Annotated in this window: 22 protein-coding genes and 3 tRNA genes; 11 read left to right on the top strand and 14 right to left on the bottom strand. The window is 64.9% G+C overall.

Translation table 11 applies throughout. The features are described 5' to 3' along the window. Nucleotides 1-86 precede the first annotated feature (86 nt). A complete protein-coding gene (locus AC3FJ6_RS06490; RefSeq protein ID WP_488771177.1) occupies nucleotides 87-1,574 on the top strand; it encodes an aminotransferase-like domain-containing protein in 1,488 nt (495 codons plus the stop codon). Between the two features lie 121 nt (nucleotides 1,575-1,695). After that, nucleotides 1,696-3,228 carry a sensor domain-containing diguanylate cyclase gene (locus AC3FJ6_RS06485; RefSeq protein WP_488771176.1) on the top strand — a complete coding sequence of 511 codons (1,533 nt, stop codon included), beginning with the start codon at nucleotides 1,696-1,698 and terminating at the stop codon, nucleotides 3,226-3,228. 127 nt (nucleotides 3,229-3,355) lie between these two features. Here AC3FJ6_RS06485 and lpxO read toward each other — a convergent pair whose 3' ends face one another. From lpxO to AC3FJ6_RS06470, 3 genes are all read right to left on the bottom strand, one after another. Further along, on the bottom strand, nucleotides 3,356-4,258 hold the full coding sequence (gene lpxO / locus AC3FJ6_RS06480) for a lipid A hydroxylase LpxO (RefSeq protein ID WP_400395854.1): 903 nt from the start codon (nucleotides 4,256-4,258) through the stop codon (nucleotides 3,356-3,358). A gap of 146 nt (nucleotides 4,259-4,404) precedes the next feature. Beyond that, a complete protein-coding gene (locus AC3FJ6_RS06475) occupies nucleotides 4,405-4,716 on the bottom strand; it encodes a hypothetical protein (RefSeq protein WP_488771174.1) in 312 nt (103 codons plus the stop codon). Between the two features lie 46 nt (nucleotides 4,717-4,762). Next, entirely contained in the window at nucleotides 4,763-6,193 is a 1,431-nt protein-coding gene (locus AC3FJ6_RS06470; protein WP_488771173.1) for a DUF2252 domain-containing protein, read from the bottom strand. A 237-nt stretch (nucleotides 6,194-6,430) separates the two neighbouring features. Between AC3FJ6_RS06470 and AC3FJ6_RS06465 the strand changes: the two genes are divergently transcribed. Continuing rightward, complete coding sequence (locus AC3FJ6_RS06465; RefSeq protein WP_153947534.1) at nucleotides 6,431-6,718, top strand: hypothetical protein; 288 nt, start codon at nucleotides 6,431-6,433, stop codon at nucleotides 6,716-6,718. 75 nt (nucleotides 6,719-6,793) lie between these two features. Further along, the gene (locus tag AC3FJ6_RS06460) at nucleotides 6,794-7,057 is read left to right on the top strand and encodes a hypothetical protein (protein ID WP_153947533.1); all 264 of its coding nucleotides are present in this window, start codon (nucleotides 6,794-6,796) and stop codon (nucleotides 7,055-7,057) included. A 231-nt stretch (nucleotides 7,058-7,288) separates the two neighbouring features. Here AC3FJ6_RS06460 and AC3FJ6_RS06455 read toward each other — a convergent pair. The 4 genes from AC3FJ6_RS06455 to AC3FJ6_RS06440 form a co-directional block, all read right to left on the bottom strand. Beyond that, a tRNA-Met gene (locus AC3FJ6_RS06455) sits at nucleotides 7,289-7,365 on the bottom strand. Between the two features lie 127 nt (nucleotides 7,366-7,492). Further along, nucleotides 7,493-7,738: a hypothetical protein gene (locus AC3FJ6_RS06450; protein ID WP_487523198.1), complete on the bottom strand. Its 246-nt coding sequence runs from the start codon at nucleotides 7,736-7,738 to the stop codon at nucleotides 7,493-7,495. A 188-nt stretch (nucleotides 7,739-7,926) separates the two neighbouring features. Beyond that, nucleotides 7,927-8,205 (bottom strand): hypothetical protein, encoded by a 279-nt coding sequence (locus tag AC3FJ6_RS06445; RefSeq protein WP_487523199.1) that lies wholly within the window; start codon nucleotides 8,203-8,205, stop codon nucleotides 7,927-7,929. 193 nt (nucleotides 8,206-8,398) lie between these two features. Next, a tRNA-Arg gene (locus AC3FJ6_RS06440) sits at nucleotides 8,399-8,475 on the bottom strand. A gap of 124 nt (nucleotides 8,476-8,599) precedes the next feature. On the opposite strand from AC3FJ6_RS06440, the gene greB reads away from it, so the two are divergent. Further along, nucleotides 8,600-9,157, top strand: coding sequence for a transcription elongation factor GreB (greB, locus tag AC3FJ6_RS06435; RefSeq protein WP_153947530.1), 558 nt, complete (start codon nucleotides 8,600-8,602; stop codon nucleotides 9,155-9,157). A 51-nt stretch (nucleotides 9,158-9,208) separates the two neighbouring features. On the opposite strand, the gene AC3FJ6_RS06430 is transcribed toward greB, so the two are convergent. The 4 genes from AC3FJ6_RS06430 to AC3FJ6_RS06415 form a co-directional block, all read right to left on the bottom strand. Continuing rightward, nucleotides 9,209-11,632, bottom strand: coding sequence for a RelA/SpoT family protein (locus AC3FJ6_RS06430; protein WP_488771171.1), 2,424 nt, complete (start codon nucleotides 11,630-11,632; stop codon nucleotides 9,209-9,211). A gap of 313 nt (nucleotides 11,633-11,945) precedes the next feature. Next, complete coding sequence (rpoZ, locus tag AC3FJ6_RS06425) at nucleotides 11,946-12,149, bottom strand: DNA-directed RNA polymerase subunit omega (RefSeq protein ID WP_092594707.1); 204 nt, start codon at nucleotides 12,147-12,149, stop codon at nucleotides 11,946-11,948. Nucleotides 12,150-12,234: 85 nt separating this feature from the next. Next, nucleotides 12,235-12,885, bottom strand: coding sequence for a guanylate kinase (gene gmk, locus AC3FJ6_RS06420; protein ID WP_153947529.1), 651 nt, complete (start codon nucleotides 12,883-12,885; stop codon nucleotides 12,235-12,237). Between the two features lie 4 nt (nucleotides 12,886-12,889). Next, nucleotides 12,890-13,825 carry a YicC/YloC family endoribonuclease gene (locus tag AC3FJ6_RS06415; protein ID WP_153947528.1) on the bottom strand — a complete coding sequence of 312 codons (936 nt, stop codon included), beginning with the start codon at nucleotides 13,823-13,825 and terminating at the stop codon, nucleotides 12,890-12,892. 222 nt (nucleotides 13,826-14,047) lie between these two features. On the opposite strand from AC3FJ6_RS06415, the gene AC3FJ6_RS06410 reads away from it, so the two are divergent. The 5 genes from AC3FJ6_RS06410 to hemW all read left to right on the top strand — a co-directional run bounded on the left by AC3FJ6_RS06410 (nucleotide 14,048) and on the right by hemW (nucleotide 18,760). Continuing rightward, nucleotides 14,048-15,136 carry a serine/threonine protein kinase gene (locus AC3FJ6_RS06410; RefSeq protein ID WP_153947527.1) on the top strand — a complete coding sequence of 363 codons (1,089 nt, stop codon included), beginning with the start codon at nucleotides 14,048-14,050 and terminating at the stop codon, nucleotides 15,134-15,136. Between the two features lie 27 nt (nucleotides 15,137-15,163). Continuing rightward, nucleotides 15,164-16,078, top strand: a complete 915-nt coding sequence (locus tag AC3FJ6_RS06405; RefSeq protein ID WP_153947526.1) for a PP2C family protein-serine/threonine phosphatase — start codon at nucleotides 15,164-15,166, stop codon at nucleotides 16,076-16,078. A gap of 84 nt (nucleotides 16,079-16,162) precedes the next feature. After that, nucleotides 16,163-16,879, top strand: a complete 717-nt coding sequence (rph, locus tag AC3FJ6_RS06400; RefSeq protein ID WP_488771170.1) for a ribonuclease PH — start codon at nucleotides 16,163-16,165, stop codon at nucleotides 16,877-16,879. A gap of 19 nt (nucleotides 16,880-16,898) precedes the next feature. Next, nucleotides 16,899-17,513, top strand: a complete 615-nt coding sequence (rdgB, locus tag AC3FJ6_RS06395; RefSeq protein ID WP_400393133.1) for an RdgB/HAM1 family non-canonical purine NTP pyrophosphatase — start codon at nucleotides 16,899-16,901, stop codon at nucleotides 17,511-17,513. After that, nucleotides 17,510-18,760, top strand: coding sequence for a radical SAM family heme chaperone HemW (gene hemW, locus AC3FJ6_RS06390; RefSeq protein WP_153947523.1), 1,251 nt, complete (start codon nucleotides 17,510-17,512; stop codon nucleotides 18,758-18,760). Before rdgB ends, hemW begins: the two co-directional genes overlap by 4 nt. 106 nt (nucleotides 18,761-18,866) lie before the next feature. On the opposite strand, the gene AC3FJ6_RS06385 is transcribed toward hemW, so the two are convergent. Beyond that, complete coding sequence (locus tag AC3FJ6_RS06385) at nucleotides 18,867-19,406, bottom strand: outer membrane lipoprotein (protein WP_488771169.1); 540 nt, start codon at nucleotides 19,404-19,406, stop codon at nucleotides 18,867-18,869. A gap of 296 nt (nucleotides 19,407-19,702) precedes the next feature. Between AC3FJ6_RS06385 and AC3FJ6_RS06380 the strand changes: the two genes are divergently transcribed. Beyond that, nucleotides 19,703-19,792 (top strand) — tRNA-Ser (locus tag AC3FJ6_RS06380). Nucleotides 19,793-19,895: 103 nt separating this feature from the next. On the opposite strand, the gene AC3FJ6_RS06375 is transcribed toward AC3FJ6_RS06380, so the two are convergent. Then, entirely contained in the window at nucleotides 19,896-20,552 is a 657-nt protein-coding gene (locus tag AC3FJ6_RS06375; RefSeq protein ID WP_488771168.1) for a DUF799 domain-containing protein, read from the bottom strand. Continuing rightward, nucleotides 20,549-20,995 carry a DUF4810 domain-containing protein gene (locus tag AC3FJ6_RS06370; RefSeq protein ID WP_400397123.1) on the bottom strand — a complete coding sequence of 149 codons (447 nt, stop codon included), beginning with the start codon at nucleotides 20,993-20,995 and terminating at the stop codon, nucleotides 20,549-20,551. The genes AC3FJ6_RS06375 and AC3FJ6_RS06370 overlap by 4 nt, the downstream gene beginning before the upstream one ends. Between the last annotated feature and the right edge of the window lie 20 nt (nucleotides 20,996-21,015).

Raw genomic sequence — 21,015 nt, 5'->3', positions numbered from 1 at the left:
CAGATGCAAAACTTTGGCGCTGTTACGATACAGCGGCGTACCATCTGTATCTGTTCCAACCGTCGCGCCCGCGCGAAGATGCCGCCATGTCCATCGTTGCCCCTGCCATCGCGCCAGCCTCCGCTGTCCGCCCCGTCCCGCCGCACGCATCCGGCCCGCTCTACCAGCAGCTGGCGGGCCACTATCGCCAGGCGATCTCGGCGGGCACGCTGGTGCCGGGCGATCGCATGCCGTCGGTGCGGGCGCTGATGGGGCTGCACGCGGTCAGCCTGTCCACCGCGCTGCAGGCATGCCGCGAACTGGAGGCGGCCGGCCTGCTCGAAGCGCGGCCCCGGTCGGGCTACTTCGTCTGCGCGCCGGCGCAACCGGCCCTGGCGCCTATCGAGGAGCCGGTGCCCGGCCTGCCCGATCCGGCGCAGTACGTCGGCATCCACCAGCGCATTTCTGCCATCCTGGCCCGCAGCAAGCATCACCGGATCAACCTGGGCGGCGCCTGCGGGGCGCCCGAGCTGTACCCGACCGATGCGCTGCGCAACGCGGCCACGCGGGCCCTGCGCCGCTACCCGGAACTGTTCGGCACATCGGTCGATTCCGATGGGCATCCGGCCTTCCGGGCGGCGCTGGCCCGTCACGCGCTGCGGTCGCGCATCAACGTCTCGCCAGAGGAAATCGTAGTCACGCACGGCGCCACCGAGGCGCTGACGCTGGCCCTGCGCGCGGTGGCCGGCCCCGGCGACGTGATCGCCGTGGAATCGCCCACCTATTACGGTCTATTGCAGATCCTGGAAAGCCTGGGCATGCGCGCGCTGGAGATCCCGTGCAGCCCCCAGACCGGCATCTCGCTCGAGGCGCTGGAACTGGCCGCCCAGACCTATGCCAACATCAAGGCCGTTTGCGTGGTGCCGAACCTGCAGAATCCGCTCGGCTGCGTCATGCCCGACGCGCACAAGCAGCGGCTGGTGGCGTGGTGCGCCGCGCGCGGCATCGCCATGATCGAGGACGACTGCTGTTCGGCCACGTTCGACGACGATGCCCCGCTGCCAGCGGCCAAGGCGTGGGACACCACCGGCACGGTGATCCACTGCGCGTCGCTGCACAAGGTGCTGGCCCCCGGCATGCGGCTGGGCTGGATCACGGCCGGCAAGTGGCAGGCGCGCGTGGAAATGCTGAAATTCGGCCTGTCGCGGCCCAACGAGATGCTGACGCAGATCGCGGTGGCCGAGTACATGGGCACCGGCGCGTTCGACCGCCACCTGCGGCGGCTGCGCACGCAACTGCGCGTGCAGCGCGAATGGATGGCGCAGCGGGTAGCCACCACCTTTCCGGCCGGCACGCGGCTCACGCTGCCGCGTGGCGGCCTGCACCTGTGGGTGGAAATGCCGGGCGGCGTGTCGTCCGAGGCCGTATTCGAGCAGGTGATCGGCGACGGTATCCGCGTGATGCCGGGCGCCATGTTCTCCAATTCGAACCGCTTCAACCATTTTCTGCGGCTGAACTGCGGCAACCTGCGCACGCCGGAACTGGAGCGCGCGCTCGACACCGTGGCCGCGGCGGCGCGCCGGCTGGCGGGCTGACAGCCTGGGTGGCCGACTGGCTGGGCGGCAGCCGCCGGCGCCTGGCGCGCGCCAGCCACATCCACATCGGATACATCGCCGTTTCTTTAGATTTCTCCCCACAAGCGGTGCGCGCTCGCCTATGCTAGTGCGCGGTACGCCATCCATCACAAAAAGGGAGAACAACTTGGGGCACGCAACCGCCGCCTCGCGGCTCGACAACGACTATCAAACCCTGTTCCAGCTGGCGCCCGTGTCGCTCTGGCTGGAAGACTTCAGCGCGGTGCGCCGGGCGTTTGAACAACTGCGAGCCGATGGCGTGACCGACCTGCGTCGCCACCTGCGCGACAACCCCGCCGAAGTGGCGCGCTGCTCGGCGCTGATCCGCGTGCTCGACGTGAACCAGCGCACGCTGGACCTGTTCCGCGCCAGCGACCTGGCCGACCTGGTGGCCAACCTCGACAGCGTGTTCCGCGACGACATGTTCGACCAGCACGTGGAGGAACTGGGCCAGCTCTGGGACGGCGGCAACCACTTTTCCAGCCAGACCGTCAACTACACGCTGGACGGCGAACGGCTCGACATCCGCCTGGAAGCCACGGTCATGCCCGGCCACGAGGCCGACTGGTCGCGCGTGCTGCTGTCGATCGAAGACATCACGGCCCGCGTGCGCACCGAGCGCGACCTGCGCCGCGCCCAGCAATATGCGGTGGGGCTGTTCGAGCATTCGCCCGTGTCGCTGTGGGTGGAAGACTTCAGCGCCGTGAAGATGCTGCTGGACGAAGTGCGCGCGGCCGGCATCACCGATTTCCGCACCTTCCTGAACGTGCATCCCGATTTTGTCTCGCGCTGCATGCAGGAAATCCGCGTGCTCGACGTCAACCAGCAGACGCTGACGATGTTCGGCGCGCCCAGCAAGGAAATCCTGCTGTCGCGCCTGGGAGACGTGTTCCGCGACGACATGCGCATCCACTTTGCCGAGCAGCTGATCGACCTGTGGCACGAAAAGCTCTGGCAGCAGCGCGAGGTCATCAACTACGCGCTGGACGGCCGTTCCGTGGACGTCTTCATGCAGTGGTCGGTGTTCCCGGGCCGCGAGGCCGACTGGGACCAGGTGCTGGTGTCGCTGACCGACATCACTGCGCGCAAGAAGGCCGAGGCGTATGTGGAGTTCCTGGGCAAGCACGACGTGCTGACCAAGCTCTACAACCGTGCCTATTACGAGGACGAACTGGCCCGCCTGGGCCGCAAGGGCCCTTGGCCGGTCAGCGTGGTGGCGGTGGACCTGAACGGCCTGAAGGCCATCAATGACCAGTTTGGCCATGGCGATGGCGACGCGCTGCTGCGCCGCACCGGCGAGGTGCTGAAGAAGGCGGTGGGCGAGCAGGCCTGCGTGGCCCGCACCGGCGGCGACGAATTCATGGTGCTGCTGCCTGGGCGCGACGAACGCGGCGCGGCGACCGTGGTCGAGCAGATCCAGGAAGTGGTGGTCCTGAACAACCAGTTCTACCCCGGTGCGCGGCTGTCGTTCTCGATCGGCACGGCCACGTGCGCCCAGGGCGACCGGCTGACCGACACGGTCAAGCTGGCCGACCATCGCATGTACGAGGCCAAGCGGGCGCACTACGCGGAACTGGGCAACGAGCGGCGGCAGCCCGAATCCGATCTGCACTGACGGCTGCGGACGACAAACCCCAGGACGAAAAAAAACCGGCAGTCATCTGCCGGTTCCTGTTTGCGCGGTTTGCGCGGTTTGCGAGGTTGGCGCGGCCGCCAGTTCGGCGGCAGCGGCAAGCCGGGGATCAGAGGAACACGATCAGTGCCACCCCGCCGATGATCAGGCCGAACTTGGTCACGTAATACAGGTTCTTGTTCCACGACTTGAAGCGGCGGCGATACTGGCCGCCCAGCCACACGAAGCGGAACAGCTTGTTGATCGCGCCGGTCTGGTCGTTTTCGTCGTTCGGCGAGCTGGCGGCCGTCATCACCTTGCGGCCCATCCAGTGGTTGACCGCGGCGGCCCAGCGATAGCGCATCGGGCGCTCGATGTCGCAGAACAGGATCAGGCGGTCTGTCTCACTCTTGTTTTCGGCCCAGTGCAGGTAGGTCTCGTCGAACACCACGCCCTGGCCGTCCCGCCAGCTGTGGCGTTCGCCGTCCACTTCGATGAAGCAGCGGTCGTCGTTCGGCGTGGACAGGCCCAGGTGGTACCGCAGCGAACCGGCGAACGGGTCGCGGTGCGGGTTGAGCTTGCCGCCCGGCGGCAGTTCGGCAAACATCGCCGCCTTGACCGACGGCATCTCGCGCAGCAGCGCCACGGTGTTCGGGCACAGCGTTTCCGCCGACGGATGCTGGGCCTCGTACCACTTGAGATAGAACCGCTTCCAGCCGTACTTGAAGAACGAATTGAAGCCAGCGTCATCGTTCTTGTCGGCGGCCTTGATCTTGCGCATGGCGATCAGGGCGAGGCCCTCGTCGCGAATCTGCGGCCACGCGGCACGCAGTTTCTCCAGTTCAGGAAAGCGGTCGACGTCGATGTACGGCGTGCGCGGCACGCCCGAGAACATGTACATGAAGCAATTGACCGGCGCCACCAGTGCCGAATGGTCAAGCACCTGGCGCATGAACGGCAGCCGTACCTTGCCGCGGAAATGCACATACAGGATGGCACCCACGTAGGCGGCGACGATAATCCATTTGATCACCCGAAATCCCTCCAGGACAAACCCCGCCCCCGGGTGTGACCAGTTGGCCGTCGGGGACGGCCTGAGAGCGGAAAACGCGCTATTTTAGCCAAACGGCGACGCTCACGCATCGTGTGATGCATGAGCCTCGCCGCAGGCTGGTGCGTTCAGGGCGTGCCGCGCGATTGCCGGGCGATCCGGTCGATCAGTACGCGCGCATCCTCGGCCTTGCCTTGCAGGGTCAGCAGCCGGGCATTGAGCACGATGTTCTCCAGCACCAGCTTGGCCGTGGACGCCCACAGCGTGGCCAGCAGCGCCTCGTGGGACAGGCCCGAGGTTTCCAGTTCGGTGGAGCGTTCGGCAATGATCCTGCAGGCCAGGGCGCGCAGCTTTTCGTCATCGAAAGGCAGGTTCGCGTAGTCGATGGGATCGGCCTTTTCCACTTCCACCATCAGTTGCAGCAGCAAATCTTCGGTCATCGGCGCACTCCTGGGGGCAAACGGGTCCGGTCGGGTCCGGACCAGGTCAAACGCGGAAATCGGCGGCCATGTCGGCGTCCGTGCGGGCTTCGAGCCGGCCAGAGCGGCACGCCTTGACGAAGACGTCGTAGTCGCGCTCCACCTGGTCGGCGTAGGCATTCGAATAGGCGATCATCGATTCGGCCATGCGGTCGTTGTTGCCCAGGTAGCCGCTGACCTCGGCGGCCAGCCCGCCGGCCTTGGCATGGGCACGCGCCAGCACCCAGCCGCACACGCGGGCATAGGCGGTCAGCACATTGACGTCCATCAGTTCGATGTCGGCCGAGAACTTCATGTCGCGCAACTGGCGGATGTAGAAATGGCGTCCGAACGGCCCTTTCGACCAGCCCAGGAACAGGTCGCTCGCGGCTTGCATCAGGCGCTGCCCCTCCACCACGCGGCGTCCCTCATGCGCGACCGCCGCCGACTTGAAGTAGCGCGCCACCACCGACCGGGTGGCCTCCTTGACCTGCAGGAACAGCGGCTTGCCATGACTGTCGATCATCAACTGGATCAGGCAGCGCGTGCCGACGCTGCCGACGCCCACCACCTTGAAGGCCATGTCATGCAGCTTGAAATGCGACAGCAGTTCGCGCCGGTCGCGGGCAAGCGTCGAGACGTAGTCGGCAAAGCACTTTTCGACGATCTCGCGCGGATTGTCGACGGCCAGCCAGTCGTCCTCGGCACGGAACAGCGTCTGCGCGCCCCGCACATGGAACACGGCGGGCGGCGCGTCGAGAATGCGCCAGCGCTCGCCATCGTGTTCGGACAGCTTGGGCAGCAGGGTTTCGTGCGTGCGCTCCGCGGCCCGCTCCATGGCGCGCCTGACGCGCTTTTGAATATCGGGATCGTCCGTGCTTTCCAGCAGCCGCTCGAACGTGATGCGGTCGTACCAGGTTTCCAGGATGCCCATCTCCGCGTACTCCGCCATCCGTTCGCGATAGCTGGTCACCACCTCGTAGACCAGGTTGTCGGCAACCTGGGTGCCGTGGCGCAGATGGCGCGCCGCCACCACGAAGCTGGCGGTCAGGCGCTTCAGATCCCATTCCCACGGGCCCGGACTGGTCTCGTCGAAATCGTTGACGTCGAACAGCAGCGCACGCTCGGGCGTCGCGAATCCGCCAAAATTCGACAGATGGCAATCGCCGCAGATCTGGTGGATCAATCCCGTGTTCGCCGTGCCGGCCAGGTCGTGGGCCTGGATGATGGCACTGCCACGGTAGAACGTGAATGGCGACGCGATCATGCGCCCGTAGCGCAGCGGGATCAGACGCTCCACCCGACCGGCGCTGCTTTCCTCCAGCAGACGAACCGGATCGCGATCGACATTGCCGATCGATTCCTGTGTGCGTCGCGGCACCTTCTGACGCAGGGCCTTGCCGCTTTCGAGCCGCTTTTCGAGCTCTGCCACCGTTTCCACACTTGCCTCCACGCCCATCGGGCCCAGGACAACGTTAGATTTTGTGCAGCATATGCAACCACGCTAAGACAACTGTTACAGCTTGTCAATTTGCCAGCGTACATCCCAGAAGCGGCGTCGGTGTCACGATGCATCGCAGCCGTCACATGTCATCGTGCGCGGAAAGAAAATCAGACGCTAGCCTACAAAACCGTCACAACTATCCGTGTAAGCTGTGGTCTCAATTCCGCATCGCCAACGAGAAGAGCAGCATTCATGACCAAGCGATTTCTTGCTGCCATGCGTCAATACGTGTGGTTCAAGGGGGTAAAGCATCATGTGGTCCAAGGCGTCGAAGCCTTGGCCGACCTGCTGAAATCCCCATCTGTCGCGGCCCGTGCAGTGGCCGCCATCGTGTCCGAAACCGAACACGGCGTGCAGGTATGGGTATCGTATTTCGGCAAGCCGATGGATCCGCACACCAACTACGTGCTGTGGCCTTCGCGCGTTCTGAAGCCGGCCCGACGACGCATCGCACCGCCGCAGTTGCCGCCGCGGCATTGATCCGCACGGCCGGCATCGGTCCGGACGTGCCGGCATTCCTATTTCAGTGTTTTCGTTGTTCGCCAAGGAGCCACCATGCCCGAACCGCAACATGATGAAGCACTGGTCAACAGCTTTCTGGAGCGCGTGTCGGCCCTGTCCGTCAGTGCTTTCGATGGCGCCGACGTGAACCAGGAACTGACGCAGCTCATGAACGAGGCCGCACGCGCATGCGGCGGCGGCGGCAACCTTGCCGTACTGACGTCCCGACTCAAGGCCCGCGCCGAAGCCGCCGAACGCGAAGGCCAGCCGCAGGTACGCGATACGTTCCAACGCGCCGCCTCGCTGATCAAGGCCTGATCCCCTGCCCCTGACAAACAACGCCCCCGCCGGCAACATGGCTCGCGGGGGCGTTGCTCGTCCGCATACGTCGCATCATCGTGTGCGAAAAAGACGAGCGCACGCTGCCTCGCGCCGGATGCGGTGCACGGAATAAAAAGGAAACGGGAAGCGAACAGCAGGAGGGGAAAACAGCGGAAACGCAGAGGAAAACAAAAGGGCTACACATCATGTGTAGCCCTTTCGAGTATCTGGTTGCGGGGGCAGGATTTGAACCTGCGACCTTCGGGTTATGAGCCCGACGAGCTGCCAGACTGCTCCACCCCGCGTCTGAAGAAAGAGATTATGCAGCAATCTGGGGCGCGTGGCAAGCGTTTCATGCACCAGCACGAAGAAAAAGGCCTCCAACATCTTGGAGGCCTCTGTTCATCACCGCGCATCCTCCGATGACAACGCCTATGCGCGACGTTGCAACGGCTTCACGTTGTCACCTTCCAGGCCCTTCACGGCCTGCGCGACATAGCGGTTCACATGATCGAGCGCCTCGAGTTTGGTATCGAAGGGCTGGCGCGGAAACGGATTGTGACGCGCCATCAGAACCTCGCCATCCTCGCGACGAATGATCTCGATCATGATGGCCCACTTGTCCTTGGGCAGCATGATCACTTCGTAGACGATCTTTAATCCTTCGTATTCGGGCATGGCGCGCTCCTGGTTTTCTACTGCTGGCGCGCACCGCGGCGCGCCTCAGTACCAGACTAGGAGCCATCCCCCGATCCACGAATGACCTGGATCAAGTCAAAACCAATGAGGCCGGTATCGGCGTGTGATACGCCATTGCACGTATCGCAAGGAACTTTGCGGCCAGGAACCGCCAGACAGGCCCAGCGCTATCGCGCCGGGACCACCAGCTTGTCGATCAGCGCATAGGCTGCGGCGAATGCCGCCACTTCGGCCGCATGGCGGGTGGCATAGACATGCGCGCCACTGGCAAGCCGCTCGGTGTCCCCGGCATCGGCCGGGTCCATGCCCTCCTGCGCCACCCGGACTTCGTAGCCCCATGTCTGCGTATCGCCCACGCTGCCGGCGACAGCATCGTGATGCGAGGTCACCAATACGTATGCGTCCATGCCGCGATAGCCTTCCACGCGCCAGTCGTCCTGTTGCATGTGTTGCCTCCGTGAGTAGCGATCAGGATTGAAATTGGAGCCAGCCAGCGCGCAGGCGTTCCGCGCCGACCATGCATACAGCATAGACAGCGAACGCGGCGCGAACGAAAACAAAGGGGGAAAGGAAGAAGCGGGAGGGGAACGGGAATGAAAAAAGGGCTTCCGTCTCCGGAAGCCCTTCTCTCGTATAGGTTGGCGCGGCTGGCAGGATTCGAACCCACGACCCCTTGGTTCGTAGCCAAGTACTCTATCCAACTGAGCTACAGCCGCAACCGAGAAAAGAGATTATATAGAAGTTTTCAGTTTTGTGAACCCCCTTCGCGCATTTTTTTCATCGACGGGGGTCGATGAGCGCAACTTCCTATAATTGAAGCTTCATGAAGTGATCCGGAACATGAACAAGGCATTTGTCAAAGAGTCGTCCAACGATGACGACGACGATCTTCCCGAGGGCGCGACACCGCTGCCCGCCGGCACCAAGAACTACATCACCGCCGCCGGCTACAAGCGGCTGCGCGACGAATTGATGCACCTGATCGATGTGGACCGTCCAGATGTCGTCCAGATCGTGTCATGGGCCGCGTCCAATGGCGACCGCTCGGAAAACGGCGACTACCTCTACGGCAAGAAGCGCCTGCGCGAGATTGACCGGCGCATCCGCTTCCTGACACGGCGGCTGGACAAGGCCGAGGTGGTGGACCCATCGCTGCAGGGCGATAACGACCAGATTTTCTTCGGCGCCACGGTCACGTACGCGAACCAGTCAGGCGAAGAAACCACGATCACGATCGTCGGCATGGACGAGGTGGACCTGGACAGCAACCACGTCAGCTGGATTTCACCGATCGCCAAGGCCCTGATCAAGGCGCGCGAAGGCGACACCGTGCCGCTGCGCACGCCGGCCGGCATCGAACAGATCGACATTCTGGAAGTGAAATACCCGGCGAAATAACAAGGAGACGCCGCGAAAACGATGCCGGCGTCGTTGCGCGGCCTCGGGTCTCTAACCGTCGTTCCGGTCGCGGAAGATGCGGATCACATCCGGGTTCCGACGCAGTGCGCGCATGACGTTGGCCAGGTGCAGGCGGTTTTGCACCTGGATCACGAACTGCATGTACGTGGCTTCCTGATGCCCCGCCACCTGCTGCTGCTCCATCGCCACGTGGGCCACGTTGGCGTCGGCGGCGGTCAGGTCGGCGGCCACACGCGCGACGATGCCTTTCACGTTGCGCACCATGACCTTGATCGACACATCGAAGGCCCGGGTCGTCTTCTTGGCCCACATGACCTCGATCCAGTGCTCGGGGTCCTTGCTGTGCAGGCGCTTGGCCACCTTGCAGTCCTGCACGTGGATCTGCAGGCCTTCGCCCTTGCCCAGATAGCCAACGATCGAGTCGCCCGGGATCGGACGGCAGCACGCCGAGAAGATCATCGACATGCCTTCGTCGCCGGTGATCGGCACGGCCGGGGCTTCCTCGCCGGCGAATGTCTGCACCGCGGCCAGCAGCGCGCTGTCCACATCACCAGACAGCTCCTGCAGCAGGATCTCCATGCGCCGGGCCACCACGGCCGGCACACGCCGGCCCAGCGCCAGGTCGGCGAAGATGTCCTCGCGCACCTTGTTGCCGGTCCACTGGATCATGCGCTCCCACACCGACTGCGGCACCGCCTTCAGTTCGATGCCGAGCTGGCGCGCGGACTGGTCCAGCAGGCGCTCGCCCAGCTGGATGGCCTCGTCGAGCTTGGTGGTCTTGAGGTAGTGGCGGATCGCCGCGCGCGCCTTGCCGGTCCGCACGAACGCCAGCCAGGCCGGATTCGGCTTCGAGTACGGCGCCGTCACGACTTCGACGATATCGCCGCTCTTGAGCTCCGTGCGCAGGGGCAGCAGCTCGTTGTTGATCTTGACCGCCACGCACTGGTTGCCCAGGTCGCTGTGCACCGCGTACGCAAAGTCCAGCGCCGTGGCGCCACGCGGCAGCGCACGGATATGGCCTTTTGGCGTGAATACGTAGACGGCATCCGGGAACAGGTCGATCTTGACGTGCTCCAGGAATTCCTGCGAATCGCCGGTCTGACTCTGGATATCGAGCAGCGACTGCAGCCACTGGTGGGCCTGCTGCTGGATATCGTTGGCATGGTCGGCCTGGTGCTTGTACATCCAGTGTGCCGCCACGCCGGCCTCGGCAATCTGGTGCATGCCGCGCGTGCGGATCTGAAACTCCACCGGCGTGCCGAACGGACCCACCAGCGTCGTGTGCAGCGACTGGTAGCCGTTGATCTTCGGAATCGCGATGTAGTCCTTGAACTTGCCCGGCATCGGCTTGTACAGCCCGTGCAGCGCGCCCATCGCCATGTAGCAGTGCATCTGCGTTTCCACGACCACGCGGAACCCGTAGACGTCAAGCACCTGCGAGAACGACAGCTGCTTGTCATGCATCTTGCGATAGATGCTGTACAGGGTCTTCTCGCGCCCCGACAGCTCGGCCACGATACCGGCGTCGCCGAGCGCGCCCTGCGCCGCCTCCAGGATGCGGCGAACCACCTCGCGGCGATTGCCGCGCGCGGCCTTGACGGCCTTCTCCAGCGTGGCGTAGCGGAACGGCGAGCCAACCTTGAACGACAGTTCCTGCAGCTCGCGGTAAATCGTGTTGAGACCCAGCCGGTGCGCGATCGGCGCGTAGATCTCCATCGTTTCCAGCGCGATCCGGCGCCGCTTCTCGGGCGGCACGAAATCGAGCGTGCGCATGTTGTGCGTGCGGTCGGCCAGCTTGACCAGAATCACCCGCACATCGCGCGCCATCGCCAGCAGCATCTTGCGGAAGCTTTCCGCCTGCGCCTGCTCGCGGCTCTGGAATTCGAGCTTGTCCAGCTTGGTCAGGCCATCGACCAGTTCCGCAACCTTTGGCCCGAACTTCTCGGCCAGCTCGCTCTTGGTGATGCCCTGGTCTTCCATCACGTCATGCAGCAGCGCCGCCATGATGGATTGCACGTCGAGCTTCCAGTCCGCGCACAGTTCGGCCACGGCCACCGGGTGCGTGATGTACGGCTCGCCGCTCTGGCGGTACTGCCCCAGGTGCGCCTCGTCCGAGAACTGGAAGGCCTCGCGCACCACCGCCTGGTCAGCCGGCTTCAGATAAGCCAGCTTCTCCATCAGCCGCGCGATCGAGATGACCTGCTGCCTTGGCGGCACCGCCGGCTGCGACGTCGGACCAAAGAAATGCCGGTATGACTGCGCCAGCACCGCATCGATGAACAGGTCGCCGCCCGGCGTGGCCGGCACGGTGCCAGCCACGGGTTCGGCTACCAGTTCATTGGCCAGGGCCGCGCGCGCCTTGCCCTGCTGGATCGGCGGCACGACGGCACGCTCGCCGACGACGTTGTCGCCGAGCGGATCGGGCAAATTGGGAGCACCGGTACGGGCTGTCACGGGAAGAATTCCGGGACGCTTACGGCCGGCAGGCGCGGAAGGCGCCGGAGGCAGGGATGTGGAAACCGGTACGACACCGGGCAGCGGTGCGCCGGGCGCCACAGGCGTGGCGACCGCACCGGCCGGAGCCGGCACGGCGCCAGGAGGCTTCGCCGCCGGCAATGCACGCGAATGCCCGACCCCGGCGTTGGCCGGGGGAGCAATGGCGGGATCGGTCGGCGACGAAGGCATGGCAGCCCCTGGAATTCAACCGGATGCGCGGCGGGATGCGTACGCACGCGAAGCATGAATGAACCACGGGCCGCCCTGGCAATCAGGTCGGTACCTTCTTGAGCATCTCGATACCCACCTGGCCAGTCGCGATTTCGCGCAGCGCCACCACGGTGGGCTTGTCCTTCGCCTCGACCTTGGGCGTATGGCCTTGCACGAGCTGACGTGCCCGGTAAGTCGCGGCGAGCGCGAGCTCGAAGCGGTTCGGGATGTGTTTCAGACAATCTTCGACGGTAATACGCGCCATATCAAATCCACCTTGGGATAAAACCTGTTCGACAGGCCGGTATTTTACAGCACGCCGCCGGAACCTTCCGGCGACGGGCCTGCAATCAATGAATGCCGAGCTCGATAAACAGCTCGGCGTGACGGGCCTTCTGCGACGAAAAGCGCAAACGGGTCGCGTGAACGACGTTCTGCAGCTGCTTCAGCGCATCCTCGAAAACCTCGTTGATGATCACGTAATCGGACTCCGAAGCATGGGCCATTTCGCTACCGGCCGCCAGCAGGCGCCGCACGATCACGTTCGGCTCGTCCTGGCCCCGCTTCTTGAGGCGGTCTTCCAGGGCGGTCAGGGACGGCGGCAGGATGAAAATCTCCACCGCATTGGAAAAACGCTTGTGGACCTGCTGCGCGCCCTGCCAGTCGATCTCCAGCAGCACGTCGTTGCCCTGGGCCATCTGTTGCTCGATCCAGACGCGCGAGGTGGCGTAGTAGTTGCCATGCACTTCGGCCCATTCCAGGAATTCGCCGCGATCGCGCGCGGCACGGAATTCCTCGACCGTGGTGAAGTGGTACTCGCGGCCGCTCTGCTCGCCGGGGCGCGGCTTGCGGGTGGTGTGCGAGATCGACAGGCGGATGGACTGGTCCTGCGCCAGCAGCGCATTGACCAGCGTGGATTTGCCGGCCCCTGACGGTGCCACCACCATGAACAGGTTGCCGGGATAGGCGGTATCGATGGCGGTGTGGGTGGTGTCGCTCATGATCTTATTCGAGGTTTTGAATCTGTTCGCGCATCTGCTCGATCAGGAGCTTGAGCTCCATCGACGCATCGGCAAGTTCCTTGGCAGCGGCCTTCGAGCCCAGCGTGTTGGCCTCGCGGTTGAGCTCCTGCATCATGAAATCCAGGCGCTTGCCGACCTGGCCGCCCTTCTTCAGGATATGCCGCGTTTCGTTGAGGTGGGCCTGCAGGCGCGACAGCTCTTCGGCGATGTCGATGCGGATGCCGTAGACCGTGGCTTCCTGGCGGATACGCTCGGCCACTTCTTCGCGGCTCATCGACGGCATGCCGTTCGGCGCGGCCAGGTTGAAGGCCTCCTGCAGGCGCTCGGTCAGCTTTTCCTGATGGTGGGCGATCAGCTGGGGAATCATCGGCGTCAGCCGCTCGACGATGGCCAGCATGGCGTCGATACGCTCCTCCAGCGTGGCCTTGAGCGCGGCGCCCTCGCGGCCGCGGGCCTCCAGCAGTTGCTTCAGGGCGTCGCGCGCGGCACCGGTCACGGCTTCGCGCAGGGCTTCCTGCGACAGTTCGGGTTCCACCAGCACGCCCGGCCAGCGCAGGATCTCGCCCATGCGCATGGTACCCGCGCCGGCGAAGGTGCCGGCCACGGTGGATTCCAGCGCGCGGATCTGGTCCAGCAGGCCCTGGTTCAGCGCCAGCGTGGCGCCGCCGGTGTCGGTGCGCTGCAGGTTGATACGGCATTCGAGCTTGCCGCGCGACAGCTCGCCCATCAGCATTTCGCGCAGCGCCGGCTCGAAGGCGCGGCACTCTTCCGGCGCACGGAACAACAGGTCGAGAAAACGCGAATTGACAGTGCGGAATTCCACGGAAACCGAAGCCGTGCGGCCGCTGGGTTCGCCCTGGGCGTTGGTCAGCGGTGCCTGGCGGGTGGCCAGGCCATAGCCTGTCATGCTGTGGATCATCGTCGTTAATCTCGCGAAAGAGTCGAAAAATCAGGATTCGGCACGAAAACCGGGGCCGGCGGCCCGGCCAGCGCGGCCGTACAGGCGCTAAAACGCCCGAAAAATCAATGGGAAAGCGGCGGTCGGAAAGCGCGGAGTTTTGGCAACACTCCCCGCTAATGATTTCTTTACAAGTGACCGATTAGACCGGAGAATCCGGGAGCAAATGAGGTCCCGAATCCTATGACAGAGTCCAAGGGCGCCAACCAACCCAAGAGCGCGCCGCTCCCTATCGGCACGCTGCTTGCCAACTACCGTATTGTAAAGAAGTTGGCCAGCGGGGGGTTCAGTTTCGTCTACCTCGCCACCGACGAGACCGGCGCCCCGGTTGCCATCAAGGAATACCTGCCGTCTTCGCTGGCGCGCCGCAATCCCGGCGAACTGATTCCGGTCGTCCCCGACGAAAACGCCGCCTCGTTCCGCCTTGGCCTGAAGTATTTCTTCGAGGAAGGCCGCTCGCTGGCGCGTATTTCGCACCCCAGCGTGGTTCGCGTGGTGAACTTCTTCCGCGAGAACTCCACGGTCTACATGGTGATGAACTACGAGCTGGGCAAGACGCTGCAGGAGCATATCCTGCAGGCCCGGCAGCAAGGCAAGTCGAAGGTGCTGCGCGAACGGTTCATCCGCAAGGTCTTCCACGACCTCATGAGCGGCCTGCGTGAAGTGCATATTCACAAACTGCTGCACCTGGACATCAAGCCCGGCAACATCTATCTGCGCGAGGACGAATCGCCGATCCTGCTCGATTTCGGTGCGGCCCGGCAGATCCTGACCATGGAAAACGCGCGCTTCCAGCCGATGTACACCCCCGGCTTCGCGGCGCCCGAACTCTATGGCAAGCATTCCGAGCTGGGCCCGTGGACCGACATCTACAGCCTGGGCGCCACGCTGTACGCGTGCATGGCCGGCATGCCGCCGCAGGAGGCCAACCAGCGCGAGAAGGAAGACCGCATGGCTGAATCCTTCACGCGGCTGCGCGCCACCTACACCAATGGCCTGGTCGACCTGGTCGAGTGGTGTCTGCGCCTGACGCCGTCCGAACGGCCGCAGAGCGTGTTCCGGCTCCAGAAGGAGCTGCGCGACCAGAGCAATGCGCTGGGCGAGCAATCGGCCGCCGCGGCAGCCAGCGCCCCCGCCGCGACGACCGGCGAACGCGTCAATGCCACCAGCCGCTTCATGACGCTGCTGCGCCGCCGCGAAGACAAGAGCATCGACAAGCCGACCGCCGCCAAGCCCGTTCACGCCGAAGAAACCGGCCGAAGCGGCGACTAACGCACGAACCCGACACGAATTACCGCAATGCGATTCTCCGTCTATCAGGAAAGCCGGAAAGGCGGCCGCCGGATCAACCAGGACCGCATGGGCTATTGCTTCACACGCGATGCCCTGCTCATGGTGCTGGCCGATGGCCTGGGCGGCCATGCCTTTGGTGAAGTCGCCGCGCAGCAGGCGCTGCAGACGCTGGCACGCCAGTTCCAGTCGCAGGCCCGCCCGTCGATCCGCAACCCTGCAGACTTCCTGCAGGACACGGTCATGCTGGCGCACCGCGAGATCCATCGCTACGCCGAAGCCAACAAGCTGCCCGATGTGCCCCGCACCACGGTGGTCTGCTGCCTGATCCAGAACGGCCAGATCCACTGGGCCCACGCCGGCGATTCCCGCTTCTACCTGATGCGCAAGGCCGCGCTGCTGACCCGCACACGCGACCACTCGAAGATCGAGAACCTGCTGCAGCAGGAACGGGTGCTGCCCATGGAAGTGGCCAACCACCCGGAGCGCAACAAGCTCTACAACTGCCTCGGGTCGCCCAACCTGCCGCTGATCGATATCGGCGGCCCGGTGCGGCTGGAGCCGGGCGATGTGGCGCTGCTGTGCTCGGACGGACTGTGGGGCGTGCTGGACGAAAAGGTCATCGTCGACAAGGTGACCCACCTGTCGGTCGTCCACGCCATCCCGGACCTGATCGAGCAGGCCCTGGCCAACGCCGGCGAAGGTGCCGACAACACCACAGCGATTGCCATGATGTGGGAAGCGGATGCCACCGTGCCGAACGAGGACGCGGTGCTGACCGACACGCTGCCGCTGAACGCGTTCACCACGTCGATCCTGGAACGCACCGGCACCGACACCGACCTGCTGTCCGAGGAAGAAATCGAACGCTCGATCGCGGAGATCCGCGCGGCCATCGACAAGACCTCGAACCTGATGCGCTGACGCGCCAGGCAGCCCCCAAGGACGCAAGATCGCCCCGCCGGCGTTAGAATCGCGGTCTTACCCGATTCCAACGAAAGACTCCCCATGCGACCCAGCGGACGCGCGGCCGACGCGCTGCGACCCATCAGCCTGACCCGTCACTACACCCGACACGCCGAAGGTTCGGTACTGAGTGCCTTTGGCGATACCAAGGTGCTGTGCACGGCCAGCGTGCTGGCCAAGGTGCCGCCGCACAAGAAGGGCAGCGGCGAAGGCTGGGTCACCGCCGAATACGGCATGCTGCCGCGCGCCACGCATACGCGGTCGGACCGCGAGGCCGCACGCGGCAAGCAGACCGGCCGCACCCAGGAAATCCAGCGCCTGATCGGCCGGGCCATGCGCTCGGTGTTCGATCTGTCCGCGCTTGGCGAATATACGATCCACCTTGATTGCGACGTGCTGCAGGCCGACGGCGGCACGCGCACGGCCGCCATCACCGGCGCCTTCGTGGCCGCCCATGACGCCATCGGCACCATGCTGCGCAGCGGCGTGATCCAGGCCAGCCCGATCCGCGACTTCGTGGCCGCGGTGTCGGTCGGCATGGTCGATGGCGTGCCGGTGCTGGACCTCGATTATGCCGAGGACAGCACGTGCGACACCGACATGAACGTGGTGATGACGGGCAGCGGCGGTTTTGTCGAAGTCCAGGGCACGGCCGAGGGCGCGCCGTTCAGCCGGGCGGACCTCGACGCCATGACGCGTCTGGCCGAAGCCGGCATCGCCGAACTGGTGCGCCACCAGAAGCAGGCGCTTGGGCTCTGACGCGCGGGAGGGAATGACGATGCAACGGCTGGTCCTGGCCTCCAACAACGCCGGCAAGGTGCGCGAATTCAGCGCGCTGCTGTCGCCGCTCGGATTCGACGTCGTGCCGCAGGGCGAGCTGGGCATTCCGGAAGCCGAAGAGCCGTTCGTCACGTTCGTCGAAAACGCGCTGGCCAAGGCCCGCCATGCCAGCCGCCTGTCGGGCATGCCGGCGCTGGCCGACGACTCGGGCATCTGCGTGGACGCCCTCGATGGCGCGCCCGGCGTCTATTCGGCCCGCTACGCGCAGATGGTCGGCAAGCCGAAGTCCGATGCCGCCAACAACGCGCACCTGATTTCGCAGCTGGCGGGCAAGCTGAACCGCCACGCCCACTATTACTGCGTGCTGGTGCTGGTGCGCCATGCCGACGATCCGCGCCCGATCATCGCCGAAGGCACGTGGGCGGGTGAAGTGGTGGACGCCCCGCGCGGCGCGGGCGGCTTTGGCTACGACCCGCACTTCCTGCTGCCCCGGATCGGCAAGACGGCCGCCGAACTGAGCGCGGACGAGAAGAACAGCATCAGCCATCGCGCGCTGGCCCTGCAAGGGCTGGTGGCACGGTTGCAGGCCGCCAGTCTCAAGGTAGGCGCATGATCCCGATCATCCCCGCCGGCAGCGGCAAGCCGGCTGACGTGTCGCCGGCCGGCAATCAGCAGCTCTGGCTCAAACCGGGGCAGATCGCCCTGCCCGGCTCGCCGCCGCTGTCGCTGTATGTCCATATCCCCTGGTGCGTGCGCAAATGTCCGTACTGCGACTTCAACTCGCATGCGGCACCGGGCAAGAACGACAGTCACGACATCCCCGAGGACATGTATCTCGATGCGCTGCGTGCCGACCTGGAGCAGTCGCTGCCGCTGGTGTGGGGCCGCCCGGTGCATACGGTGTTCATCGGCGGCGGCACGCCCAGCCTGCTGTCGGCGGCGGGCATGGACCGCCTGCTGTCCGACATCCGCGCGCTGCTGCCGCTCGATGCCGACGCCGAGATCACGATGGAAGCCAACCCGGGCACGTTCGAGGCCGAACGTTTCGCGAGCTACCGGGCCAGCGGCATCAACCGGCTGTCGATCGGCATCCAGAGCTTTGACGACCGGCACCTGCAGGCGCTGGGGCGTATCCACGGCGAGCGTGAAGCGCGGGCGGCCATCGACATCGCGCTGAAGCACTTCGACAACGTCAATCTGGACCTGATGTACGCCCTGCCCGGCCAGACCATCGACGAATGCGTGCGCGATCTCGAAGCCGCGCTGTCCTATGGCACCACGCACCTGTCGCTGTACCACCTGACGCTGGAGCCCAACACGCTGTTCGCGAAGTATCCGCCGGCCCTGCCGGACGAGGACATCGCCTACGAGATGCAGGACATCATCGAGGCCCGCACGGCACAGGCGGGCTTTCGCCATTACGAAACGTCGGCCTATGCCCGCCCGCATCGCGAGGCCAGGCACAACCTCAATTACTGGCGTTTCGGTGATTACCTGGGGATCGGCGCCGGCGCGCATGGCAAGCTGTCGTTTCCGAACCGTATCCTGCGCCAGATGCGCCACAAGCATCCGGCCACGTATATGGAACAGGCCATGGCCGGCAACGCCGTGCAGGAGGCCCGCGAAGTTGGCGCGGACGAACTGCCGTTCGAGTTCATGCTCAACGCACTGCGGCTGACCGACGGCGTGCCGGCATCGAGCTTCCACGACTACACCGGCCTGCCGCTGCACACGATCGGCAAGCAACTGGCCGCGGCGGAGAAAAAAGGGCTGCTCGAAGCGGACCCCACCACGATCAAGCCGACCGAACTGGGCCGCCGGTTCCTCAACGACCTGCAGGAGATGTTCCTGAAGGATTGAGCCGGCATGGCTCATGGTCGTTCGATGAAGGTGAATCCAAAGCAAAAGCGCCACACCCTGATCAGGTGTGGCGCTTTTGCTATGTACTGCGTTGGCTGACCGACGATCAGTACGGCGTCGCCATGTCGTTGGCCACGCGTGCGCGGTCACCCACGCGCAGATTGCCCAGATTGCTCTGCGTCACCGTGGCCACGCGGCCATCGTCAAGCCGCACGTTCACGCGGTAGGCGGTCGACGTATTGCTGCCGGCGCGCTTTTCGATCTGGTTGCCGGCCACGGCGCCACCCACGGCACCGACGATCGTGGCCGCGGTCTGCCCGCGTCCGCCGCCGACCTGGTGGCCCAGCAGGCCGCCCGCCGCGCCGCCGATCACGGTGCCCAGCAGGCCCGAACTGCCCTGCGTCGTCTGGATCGGCTCGATCGATTCCACGCGTCCGGTAAAGACCGAACCGCTCGGCGCCTGGTAGCTGTTGGTGCCCGGCTGCTGATAAGGCTGCGGAGGCGGGGCCGTGTTGTAGTTGCCGTAGCCGCCGTAACCGGGCTGCGCGCAGCCGGCCAGGCCAGCGGCCAGCGCCAGTGCGCCGAGGCTGCCAAGCGCCAGCCACGACCTGGGCGTGTCCTTGTTGTCCTTGTGTTGTCCCTGCATGATCAATGCTCCTCTGATAGCGGATTGAGGCGTTTGGAAAGGTGGACCTGCGCGGCAAGCGCCCGCAAATCGACCTTTCTAGGAACCTTACAGCCCCAACATGGTTCCGCGCTGTCCGACAAAGACCGACAAATGCGCCAGTGCCCGACCCATTCCGGGCCGAAGCCGTCATGGCCCCGTCAACCATGCGACCTGTCGTGCGCCCATCAAGCCGCACACTGCCAGGCCCTGCGACCTTGTATAATGCGCGGCCGGGCATGACGGATGACACGCCGCGCCCGGTATCCAACCTGAAAGGAAGCGTGGCCGAGTGGTTTAAGGCAGCAGTCTTGAAAACTGCCGATGGGGTGACCCATCCGTGAGTTCGAATCTCACCGCTTCCGCCAGACAAATGAAAAATGCCGCGGCACCGCTCCGATCTGGAGCCAGTGCCGCGGCATTTTTTGTTGGCCGCCCGCAGGCGGCCAGATCGGTCCGACTCAGTCCGCCTCAGTCAGATTGATACTTCGGCGAACGCGGGCCGTACAGGATGCCGTTGGGCATCCCGGCCGACAGCAGGCGTGCGCTCGCGGTGCCGGCCACGGGATAGCTGGCGTCGGTCAGGTGGTTCATCGCCTGGTTGATGGCTGCCGTGACCAGCATGCCGATCAGGCCGCCGCCGCTGCTGCTGCTGTCCTGCGCCGCCACCGCCCTGCCGCTCCAGAGTTCATCGCCGGTCTTCAGGTCCACCAGCGTCGCTTTCGCGGCCACGCGGGTCACGCTGCTCAGCACCTGGTAGCGCGAGCCGTAGTCGGTCACGGTCACATACAGCGCCGCGTCGGCCCCGAAGATCTCGCGCAGCTTGGGCACCGGCACAGTATGGATATCACCGGGCACGGTCAGGCCGTTCTGGCGGAACGTTTCGTCGACCAGCGCCACCGGCAACACGTAGTAGCCCGATTCGGCCAGCGGATACGTGGCCTGCGCCAGCATCGCGTAGGTGGCCTTGATGTCGGGCGACTCGTTCAGCGGCGGCAGCACCACGATCGAACGCGGGCGCGCTTGCTTGAACGCGGCGTAATTCACTTGCGTGGTCGGCACGGCGCAGCCGGCGAACAGCGCGGCCGTGCCCAGGGCGGCGATACAGGTCAGAATGCGGCGCATCATTTGGTGCTCCCTGCGGTGACGTCAGACCTGGCGGCGGCCGTGGTTTCCGCCCTGGCCTGCGGTGCGGTGGCGGCCCCCGCTTCCTTGCGTTCGTCGGTCTTCATGTTGCGCATCAGGAAGTCCATGTACGGCGTGGACTCGGGGAACAGCGTCTTTTCGGTCTGGAATTCCTTGACCGTCTGCTCGCCCTTGCCCACGTTCAGGTAGAGCATGCCAAGCTGGGCGTGATAACCGGGCGGCACCGAACCGCCCTTGGCCTTGATCTTTTCCAGGCCGCTTTCCAGCGCGGTGATCTGCGCTTCCTTCGACTCACCCTTGAAGTACTCGTAGACCTGCGACTGGTAGCCTTCCCACTGGTACATCGACTGCGGACCGGCGCAGCCAGCCAGCAGGCCGGCCGCCGACAAAAACGCCGCGTTGCGCAGCGTGACCCATTGCTTCATGTTTTTCTCGCTTCTTTTGT

It is taken from the genome of Cupriavidus sp. 94F1 (assembly GCF_057798875.1).
This window is presented reverse-complemented; position numbering and strand designations above follow the sequence as displayed.